Raw genomic sequence first — 8,625 nt, forward strand, 5'->3', positions numbered from 1 at the left:
CCGCATTGATGACCCGCAAGCGGAACACGCCCGACCTAATCGAGCGGCACCAGCAGCGTGCCGTAGCGAACACGACAAGCCGCCTGCTCTTGCCTGCTGGCCGCTCTTTGTCGGGCAAGCGCCAGCACACGGCAGCGCATTCGGGCGCGGATATGCCGAGCGTTGAACGGGGCGAGGGGATGGCTAAGATTGGGATAATTGGGCGCTAGGATGGCCAAAGAAAACGCTAAACACGACGACACGCTGGGCGGCTTAATTGCTAGCACCGAGGATATTGAGGTATTCCGGGAGCACATGACGGAAACGCTTAGCGAACTACAGGGTGAGTATTCTTCGCTACCCGCTGTGCGCGAACGCATCCTAAAAAACAGCGCATGCGCAGTGCTTGTGCCTGTCCTTGCCAAAAGTCTACGCGCCTATGGATATAGCGACAGGCTCGACACGCTCAGCGACACCCAGCATGCCGCCCAATTTTATGATTCCTACATTCACGATCCGCGCGGGCTGTGCCTTGCTGACGCGCTCTTTCTGGCGATGACATTTACCGACTCGCACTGGTCGCAAACTGAATGCGAGCTGTGGCGTCTTTGCTACAGGCTGGCGCAGCTCGTGGCGTTTTATGCTGATACCCAACGACCGACCGCAATCAGCAAGGCCAAGGCTGCGCAACTTGCCCGCGACGGCAATACCGACAAGGCCAAAAAACGAGCGCGCCAATACGTCGCGGCAAACTTTATTGGCAGCAACGGCAAGCCGGCAAACCAAGTGACATTGGCGCGCGCGGTGTGGGCAATGCTCCGAGAACATGGCCGTACCGAAACAGACGCTTACATGCCACCAGCCGAGCAAGATGGCGGGCCAACCCGTAGCGCAATTGACACCCTTAAGCGATGGTTTGCCGCCGAATACACGCGCCAAAAAAACATGTATCTCAAGACTCAGGGCTGACCAACTTAACGCCGCCATCGAACATGCCGCCGGGATCACAAGCAAACTCGGAGGCACCACATGCACGCCCAAATATCGCCGCCTATCTCGGCAGCTATCCAGCACCAGCGCGCCGCCGCTGATGTAATTCTTAACCCTGCCGACCTACTAACGCCCGAGCAAGCGGCACTGGTGCTTGGCTTATCAGATAAGACGCTAGCCACTTGGCGCAGCACAGGGCGTTATGCACTGCCATTCCTGCGTTGCGGTGCCCGCATCCGCTACCGGCGCGACGATCTGGCCAATTGGCTGCAAGGCCGGCTCAGCACCAGCACTGCTAACGCAGTGAAGGGGGCGGCGTGATGACCAAGCCCAAGCAATCGGCTTCAACACGCACCGCCCTGCCTGCCGGCCCTGCTGCACTTGCGCCGATATCGCCGCCCAACAATGTTAAACCGCTGCGCCCGGCGGCCGCTGCGCGGCACACGTTCGACCCGGCAACCACGTTAATCCGCATGCAAGAACTTGAGGCACTAACCGGCTATGCACGGGCCACGGTGTACAAGCGCTTGAAGGATGATCCGACCTTCCCCAAGCCGGTGCCGCTAAGCGACAGCACCGCCCGTGGCGCGCCGGTTGCATGGGTTTTGGCTGAGGTGCAAAGCTGGGTGCTCGGGCGCATTGCGGCACGCGGGAAGGTGGCAGCGTGACCTTTCGCCGCGTGCCATTCGATGGCCCTTACTGCGACCACGCCGCCCTTGGCTTCACACCGCCACACCCAGCGGTGATGAACTGGCGGGCGCGTTCGATTGTGACTGTCTGCTGTAGTCCGCTTGATCGCGAAGACGCGATATTCCTTAACGCCGCCGGTTATGCCGTGCCGCTGGAACCGCACCCATACGAACTGCGCCACCTGCTGGCCCGTGCTGTATCGCGGGAGTACGGCTTTTTAGAAGGGCTTGGGCAGTTCGCGCTAAAGCCTGCGCGGGTCAGTGGCATGGCCAGCTCGGGCCAGCTTAAGCGCTGGATTATCTACCACCTTGCGCAGCCGAACGGGTACGCCAACGACCCTGCTGTATGGGCCGCGCATGTAGCCCGCGAGCTTGAGGAAGAGCGGCGGGTTATCGAGGCGGGCCACCCGGCATTGGTTGAGCTGTACAACATACTGCACCGCCGCCAGCTTGCCGAGCAGACCAGTGAGATTGCATTGCCTTGGCCTGCCCAAGCCCAGCCCCAAGCCATAGAAGCGCCCGACCTTGAGCGCAACTTACGCGAGGGCTTGGCCGCACGCCGCGACGAATTGGCGGAACACTACCGCCAAGAAAAAGCCAAAGACGATGCCGTAGCCGCTTGGCTGCGCGGTGATGTAGGCGAACCGCCGTTACTGGCACTGATGCAAGGGGCGGCCTGGTGACTGCCGCCCAATCTTGCCCTGCTGCGATTGCCCTGCCCCGTGCTGGCCGGCTGCATCCGTTCTCCCTTATCCGTCAAGCCGGTGTGTCTGCGGCCTGCCTGCAACGGCTAGAGCGCTACCGGCGCAAGCGCGAACGGCAAGGCGCTGCCGTGCTGCTGCTGAGCTGGCCAGATGGCACATGGTGCGTACTGGCGCTGCATGCCGGCCACCTGCGCGCCGTGCTGCTATCGGACGAACAAAAGGCCGATGCCTACCGACAAGCCAGCGAACTGACCAACGTCAATCGCCTACCCCTGCTGGCCATACGCTTCGACTCCCACGCCTAAAACGAAAACGCCCCCGGCTGTAACCGGAGGCGTTAGAGGTAAATCACTATGCACGCTCAATTTATGCCTTGGTCAGTCATCGCGCAAGCCCTGCGCCCGCTAACCGCGCTTGCACTCCCCAAACCGCCACGCTACTCTGCCGCCGTCGCTGCAAAATCAGCGACCGGGTTTGGTCACTCGAGCATCTCTAGGCGCACAAGCGCCACCATAAGTATTGCAGGCGCTTTTTTTGTGCCTGCCGCAATGCTTTATGGCGGCTGTGCGTGGGGCACCTTCGGGTGCGCCGGGTGCCTAGAGTCCCGGTTGACCAACCTGCGCACAGCTGCCACCCATTCGTTTGGTCACGGACGTGGCAGCTCCTCAACTCTAGGAGCACCGCCCATGAAATACCTGCACGCCCTCAATCCGTCCAAATTCCGCGCCGCCGCCCACCGCCGCATGGCCTTCGCTGCCCTGCATGCTGACTCAAGCCTGAGCACCCGCGTCGCCCGCTATCAGCACCACATGACCAAAGCCCGAGCCTTGGAAGCTGGGGGTGTGCAATGACGACTAAAAATCAAACCATCCGGGACGCAATCGACCGACTGGAAGCGGCCCATGACGGGCTGGTTATGCTGCGTGGCTTGTTTACCGCCATAGGCAAACTGGGCAATGAAGAAACAGTCGCCCTGGCCATGGTCGGCAAGTACATAGCCGAAGACTGGGCCAACATGCTGGACGTGGATATTGAGGGATTCAGCAGCCGGCTTACTCAAGCCGCGCTTGAGGAGGTGCGCCCATGAGCCGCGCCCGCCCGACCCTAACCACAGCACAGCCGTTTAGCGTTATTGGCGGTAAGCCCCTATTTTCCGTTAACGCTGACGTGCCAGCGGTTGACGCACTAGAGCATGCGTCCTGCCTGATGGAATGCGCGGCGCGCCTATCTCTGACTGTCGCAACCGAAACAGCCGAAGGGGGTGAAGCATTCGCCGTTCATTACCTAGCCGAGATGGTTAAAGCGCTGATTGATTCCTGCGCCTCGGGTGCCTTTTATTCGGAGGTCAAGCAATGACCCAACCCAAAGACAGCAAGCCTAAACACCCGACCTTTGCCCAAGTAAAAGACGCGGCCCTGCGTGCGATTGATAGCGTGCTGGCTCACTGGTTACCCGGTGGCAAGCGCGTAGACGGCGGCAAGGAATACACCGTGCCCAACCCGACCCGCACCGATAAGCGCGCCGGCTCGCTCAAGGTCAACTTGGCCAAGGGCGCATGGTCGGATTTTGCCACGGGTGCCAAAGGCGGCGACCTGATTGACCTGGTGCATTACTTGGACGGCGGCACCGATATAGAAGCCTGCAACAAGCTGGCGGACTTCCTTAACGTGACCGCGACCAGCAGCGCAGCGCCGGCCAGCACCAGCACCAGCACCAGCACCAGCACCAGCAAGGCCAAAGTAGCCGATTGGGTGGCAGTGCTACCGATCCCAGCTGACGCTATGCAAAGCATCCTGGCCAAGCACTACAAGCACGGCAAGCCGTCGAAGCTGTGGATCTACAAAGACGCCGCCGCCCAACCGCTGTTTGTGCTGTATCGCTTTGACCTTGGCCCGGATGCAGACGGCAAGCCGCGTAAAGTATTCGCCCCGCTGACGTGGTGCGCTTCGACCGCTGACGGCACGCTGCAATGGCGCTGGCAAGGCTTGACCGAGGCGCGGCCGCTGCTGCGCCTTGACCAGCTGGCACAGCGTAACGCGGCCCCGGTTGTCGTGTGCGAGGGCGAGAAATCCGCCGATGCCGCTGCCGAACTGTTGCCCGACCATGTGGCTACCTGCTGGCCGAACGGTTCCAACGCTTGGCAGAAAGCCGATTTCGCCCCACTGGCCGGCCGCGACGTGCTGCTATGGCCCGACAATGACGCCCCCGGCCTCGCCTGCATGGCGGCCCTAGCCGAGCACCTGCGCCAGCTTGGGGCCGCTTCTGTGCGCGTAGTGGCGATGGGGGGCTTTAGCCAGCAGCCGTGCCTAACTCACGGCAAACCCGCCTTAGCCTTCGGTGGCGCATGGGCCGCTGGTGATGATGCCGCCGATGCCGTGGCCAAAAGTTGGACGCCTGCCCACCTGGCCGTGCTGGTGCGCAGCGGTGAATTGTTCGCCCCGGCACCAGCACCAGCACCAGCGCCGGCAGCCGCCGCACTCATTGCCGATAAGTCGCCAGCCAAACCGGCCAACAGTCGCAAGGCAACCGCCAAGCCAAAGCCCAAGACCGATACGCTACCCGGTGGCTTTCGCGTGACGGCGGACGGGGTGTTTTATGCGGGCGACGATGGCGAGGCGCGACCAGTGTGCTCACACCTAGAGATACTGGCGCGCACCCGTGATGCCGTCGCCAGCAACTGGGGTTTGCTGGTTGAGTTTGACGACCCCGACGGCAACAAAAAACGCTGGAACATTCCACAACGCAGCATGGCCGGCGACTTCGGCAAAGAGGTGTTAGGCCCGCTGGTTGATATGGGCCTGCGCCTGGCTGGCAGCCGCTCAGGGCGCAATGCCCGCAACGATTTGCAAAGCTACCTGCAAGGCTTCGAGAGTGCCGAGCGCGCCCGCCTAGTCAACAAGCTGGGCTGGCATGGCGCGGCGTACCTGCGCCCGGATGAGCAGATAGGCGATAACCGCGAACGCTTGGTTTTTGGTGACGCTGGCGCACCGTTGCCGCCGATGGATTGCCTTGGCAGCCTTGCAAGTTGGCAAACCAATGTGGCGGCGCTGGCGACTTCAAGCACGCGTTTAATGCTGGCTATCAGCGCAGCATTCTCGGGGCCGCTGCTGGCGCTAATCGGTGCTGAGTCGGGCGGCTTTCACTTCTACGGCTCAAGCTCAAAGGGCAAGACAGTGGCGCTGCGCGTGGCCGCTTCGGTGCTGGGCACCCCCGATATGCGCGGCACGTGGCGCGCTACCGACAACGCCTTGGAAGGCAAGTGCGTGGCGCATAACGACGGCCTGCTGATACTTGATGAAATGCGCGAATGCACCGCCGAGGTGGCGAGCAAGGCCATCTACATGATGGGCAACGGCAAAGGCAAAGCCCGCTCGACAGACCGAGGCACAGCGCGACCCGACAACCAATGGCGGCTTATATTTTTGTCCAATGGTGAGCTGACCATCAAGCAACACCTTGAGCGCGGGCGCATTGATATGGATGCCGGCCTAGATGTGCGCATGCCTGGTATCCCCGGTGATGCCGGCTGTGGCTTTGGCGTGTTCGAGAGCCTGCACGGCTTTGATGATTCCGGCGCTTTGGCCAAGGCGTTAGAGCAGCGCGTAAGCAAAGACTACGGGCACCCATTCCGGGCCTTTCTGGAAGAGCTGTGCAAGCCCGATGCTTACCACGCCGTGCCGGGTATTGTGCGCGCCACTATCAGCCGGTTTATCAAAGACGCCGTGCCACCCGGCGCAGACTCGCAGATTGTCCGCGTGGCGGGTCGCTTTGCCTTGGCCGCCGCCGCTGGTGAGTTGGCCACTAGCTGGGGCGTCACTGGCTGGGCTGATGGCACCGCTACCAAGGCGTGTCGCGCCTGCTTTGCCGCTTGGCTTGGCGAGCGCGGCAGTGTGGGTAATCTGGAAGGTGACGCCATTGTCGCCCGCCTGCGCTTGGTTATTGAGCGCGACGGTGAAAGCCGCTTTACCCGCTGGGATTCCATCGCCGCCAAGACTGACGACCACGCGGCGCGCACGGTAAACCGCCTTGGCTTTCGGCGCGGCTTAATGCACGGCGTCGGTGATGATATTTACACCACCAACACCTTTTACTTTTTCGCCACCGCTTGGAGTGACGACGTGTTTAAGGGTATGAACCCGCGCGCAGTGAATCGGGAGCTAATCGCGCGCGGCATACTGATTGCCGATTCAGCCGGCAAGGCGTCCCAGTCGGTCACCCTGCCGGGCATGCCCAAGGGGCGGGCCTATGTGATTAATGCCAGCGCGTTGCTGGCTGATGATGACGAACCCTTGGCGGCCGCCGCCTGACTTAGCCGCTTGTCGCCATTGATCACCAGCACTTTGCGACAGTACCGAGGCGCGCACCCGGCAGCCGCGACCGCGCCGGTATCAACAAACGACCGTTTTAAGACACCAGAAAAACACCCTCTCTATCTGGTATCAACAAATAGTGGTTTACATATTGTTGATACCCAACAATAATGAACCCACGTTATTTGATACCAGTCGAGCGAACAACCATGAATCGAGTCTTTGCATACGGTCGCGTTTCCACCCTAGAGCAATCAACTGAAAACCAATGGGTGGCACTGCAACAAAAGGGCTTCGACATTCAACCGCACCGCTGGTTTGCCGAGCAGGTATCTGGCGGCGTGCCTGCCATGCAACGTCCTGAGTTCTCCCGCATGGCAGACCGCATGGAAGCCGGCGACGTGCTGGTAGTGCTCAAGCTCGACCGCCTAGGCCGTGACGTGCAAGACGTGCTTGCCACAATCGAAGTATTAGCCACTCGCAATATCCATGTGCGCAGCCTTGACCTTGACGGGGTAGACCTGACCAGCGCAGCCGGCAAGCTGCAACTTACTGTACTGGCCGCCGTCGCCGCCTTTGAACGTGACCGAATCAAAGAGCGCACCAAGGAAGGCTTGGCTCGCACCACCAAGAAAGGCGGACGCCCTGAGGCTGTAGACACCACCAAGGCGGTGCAAGCCTGCAAGCTAAAGGAGCTAAGCCAAAGCCAGACGGCTACCGAGCTTGGGCTAAGCCTGCCGACGATCAAACGTCACTGGAACAAGTAAGCCGACCAACTCCGTGGCCAACCCATCTAGCCGCCAATTAGTGCGTGGTTAGTGTTCCATTCGGCCGCCTGCGCCTGCCTGCTGGCCTGCTGTGCCCGGCCGAGTATTCAGCCTCCGGCCTCCTTCAATCCGATCCACTCACCTCCTCGGTGTTCCCGCGCACGGCCTTAATGCGGAACACCTTGGAAGCTCAGAACACCACGTGTTCCAGTTTTTTTGCCTCTGGTGTTCTGGCTGTAAGGCGCGCCGCTACTGGCTTGCAGTGGGTGCGGAACACGAAGAACACCAAGAACACGGCTTTTTAAAGGGCATGGCCAAGCACCGCCCCCAACGCCCCGACAATTGAATAGGCCAGCAGCGGCCGAAGTCTATGTGCCGTGCTGGTCTCAATGAAAACCACTCATGTAGGGGGTTGGCTCGAAGTCTGCTGACAACCGTTGTCTACAACCGCCCGCGTCCATCCCTTACAAGCCAGCTAGCCCATATACCAGACAGCCAATTAGTCCCCTATGCCGGCAACTTCTTGGTGTTTTGCTGGCAATATCACACCGTACCAGCCTTAAAGGCAGCGGCTTAGGCTGCTGTGTACGGGCCGGTTGCTGCGATGAGCTGCGCGTGTACGCTTCGTTACCGTGCGTGGCACTGGCGAGCTATGGCGCTGGGTAGGGGGGGTGCATGTCCTCTAGTGCTTGGTACGCCCGAACGACGGGGGGAGCCACGTAGCGCCGCACGCTGTGATTTCAGATAGGGGGGGGTCGAAGATCTAGCCAAGGCCGGATGTCGAACGACGGGGGGAACCTCGTTCACAACGGCGGGAAAAATAGGGTGGGGGGGCCTTTTCGAAGGTGCGCGACTGTGAGTTGAGTCTGGCTAATAAACGATCACAAACAGGCCAGCAGCCGGCGCGGTGTATCCCCACGTGTATCCCTAAGCAGCCAACAAGCCTACAGGCCACGTATTTACTGGATAGTTATAGTCTCCCTCGGCACCAAATAGCAGTATCTGTAAGCCTCTACCAGGCTACAGACCCAGAGAAACCGGCCCTAGCAGACTGTGTGAAAACCTGGCGGTCTGAGCTGGAGATGTAGAAAATGCCCATATCGTGAGATATGGGCATTTTTGGTTATGCATTACATCCAAGGCGAGGCGCGCAATCAGGACAGTTTGTTTCCGGTATCACTGGACG

At 60.6% G+C, this 8,625-nt stretch carries 10 protein-coding genes; all 10 read left to right on the plus strand.

Going from position 1 to position 8,625, the window contains the following annotated elements; translation table 11 throughout:
• Positions 1 to 210 precede the first annotated feature (210 nt).
• The 10 genes from Q8R10_RS03755 to Q8R10_RS03800 all read left to right on the plus strand — a co-directional run bounded on the left by Q8R10_RS03755 (position 211) and on the right by Q8R10_RS03800 (position 7,439).
• Positions 211 to 948 carry a hypothetical protein gene (locus tag Q8R10_RS03755; protein WP_305651143.1) on the plus strand — a complete coding sequence of 246 codons (738 nt, stop codon included), beginning with the start codon at positions 211 to 213 and terminating at the stop codon, positions 946 to 948.
• Between the two features lie 60 nt (positions 949 to 1,008).
• Positions 1,009 to 1,290 carry a helix-turn-helix domain-containing protein gene (locus Q8R10_RS03760; protein ID WP_305651145.1) on the plus strand — a complete coding sequence of 94 codons (282 nt, stop codon included), beginning with the start codon at positions 1,009 to 1,011 and terminating at the stop codon, positions 1,288 to 1,290.
• Positions 1,290 to 1,637, plus strand: a complete 348-nt coding sequence (locus Q8R10_RS03765) for a helix-turn-helix transcriptional regulator (protein WP_371133285.1) — start codon at positions 1,290 to 1,292, stop codon at positions 1,635 to 1,637. The genes Q8R10_RS03760 and Q8R10_RS03765 overlap by 1 nt, the downstream gene beginning before the upstream one ends.
• Positions 1,634 to 2,341 carry a hypothetical protein gene (locus tag Q8R10_RS03770; RefSeq protein ID WP_305651147.1) on the plus strand — a complete coding sequence of 236 codons (708 nt, stop codon included), beginning with the start codon at positions 1,634 to 1,636 and terminating at the stop codon, positions 2,339 to 2,341. Before Q8R10_RS03765 ends, Q8R10_RS03770 begins: the two co-directional genes overlap by 4 nt.
• Positions 2,338 to 2,667: a hypothetical protein gene (locus Q8R10_RS03775; RefSeq protein WP_305651149.1), complete on the plus strand. Its 330-nt coding sequence runs from the start codon at positions 2,338 to 2,340 to the stop codon at positions 2,665 to 2,667. Before Q8R10_RS03770 ends, Q8R10_RS03775 begins: the two co-directional genes overlap by 4 nt.
• Positions 2,668 to 3,048: 381 nt before the next feature.
• Positions 3,049 to 3,213 (plus strand): hypothetical protein, encoded by a 165-nt coding sequence (locus Q8R10_RS03780; RefSeq protein ID WP_305651171.1) that lies wholly within the window; start codon positions 3,049 to 3,051, stop codon positions 3,211 to 3,213.
• Positions 3,210 to 3,449, plus strand: coding sequence for a hypothetical protein (locus tag Q8R10_RS03785; RefSeq protein WP_305651151.1), 240 nt, complete (start codon positions 3,210 to 3,212; stop codon positions 3,447 to 3,449). The genes Q8R10_RS03780 and Q8R10_RS03785 overlap by 4 nt, the downstream gene beginning before the upstream one ends.
• Positions 3,446 to 3,718: a DUF3077 domain-containing protein gene (locus Q8R10_RS03790; protein WP_305651153.1), complete on the plus strand. Its 273-nt coding sequence runs from the start codon at positions 3,446 to 3,448 to the stop codon at positions 3,716 to 3,718. Before Q8R10_RS03785 ends, Q8R10_RS03790 begins: the two co-directional genes overlap by 4 nt.
• Positions 3,715 to 6,669 carry a DUF927 domain-containing protein gene (locus tag Q8R10_RS03795; RefSeq protein ID WP_305651155.1) on the plus strand — a complete coding sequence of 985 codons (2,955 nt, stop codon included), beginning with the start codon at positions 3,715 to 3,717 and terminating at the stop codon, positions 6,667 to 6,669. Before Q8R10_RS03790 ends, Q8R10_RS03795 begins: the two co-directional genes overlap by 4 nt.
• Positions 6,670 to 6,881: 212 nt before the next feature.
• The gene (locus tag Q8R10_RS03800; RefSeq protein WP_305651157.1) at positions 6,882 to 7,439 is read left to right on the plus strand and encodes a recombinase family protein; all 558 of its coding nucleotides are present in this window, start codon (positions 6,882 to 6,884) and stop codon (positions 7,437 to 7,439) included.
• The last annotated feature ends 1,186 nt before the right edge of the window (positions 7,440 to 8,625 follow it).

Origin of the sequence: Pseudomonas sp. (genome assembly GCF_030698175.1) — a bacterium.
In the GTDB taxonomy this organism is placed as follows: domain Bacteria; phylum Pseudomonadota; class Gammaproteobacteria; order Pseudomonadales; family Pseudomonadaceae; genus Aquipseudomonas.

Coding starts and splice junctions, on each gene's coding strand:
- Q8R10_RS03755 (WP_305651143.1), top strand. CDS start 211: ATGGCCAAAGAAAACGCTAAACACGACGACACGCTGGGCGGCTTAATT.
- Q8R10_RS03760 (WP_305651145.1), top strand. CDS start 1,009: ATGCACGCCCAAATATCGCCGCCTATCTCGGCAGCTATCCAGCACCAG.
- Q8R10_RS03765 (WP_371133285.1), top strand. CDS start 1,290: ATGACCAAGCCCAAGCAATCGGCTTCAACACGCACCGCCCTGCCTGCC.
- Q8R10_RS03780 (WP_305651171.1), top strand. CDS start 3,049: ATGAAATACCTGCACGCCCTCAATCCGTCCAAATTCCGCGCCGCCGCC.
- Q8R10_RS03785 (WP_305651151.1), top strand. CDS start 3,210: ATGACGACTAAAAATCAAACCATCCGGGACGCAATCGACCGACTGGAA.
- Q8R10_RS03790 (WP_305651153.1), top strand. CDS start 3,446: ATGAGCCGCGCCCGCCCGACCCTAACCACAGCACAGCCGTTTAGCGTT.
- Q8R10_RS03795 (WP_305651155.1), top strand. CDS start 3,715: ATGACCCAACCCAAAGACAGCAAGCCTAAACACCCGACCTTTGCCCAA.
- Q8R10_RS03800 (WP_305651157.1), top strand. CDS start 6,882: ATGAATCGAGTCTTTGCATACGGTCGCGTTTCCACCCTAGAGCAATCA.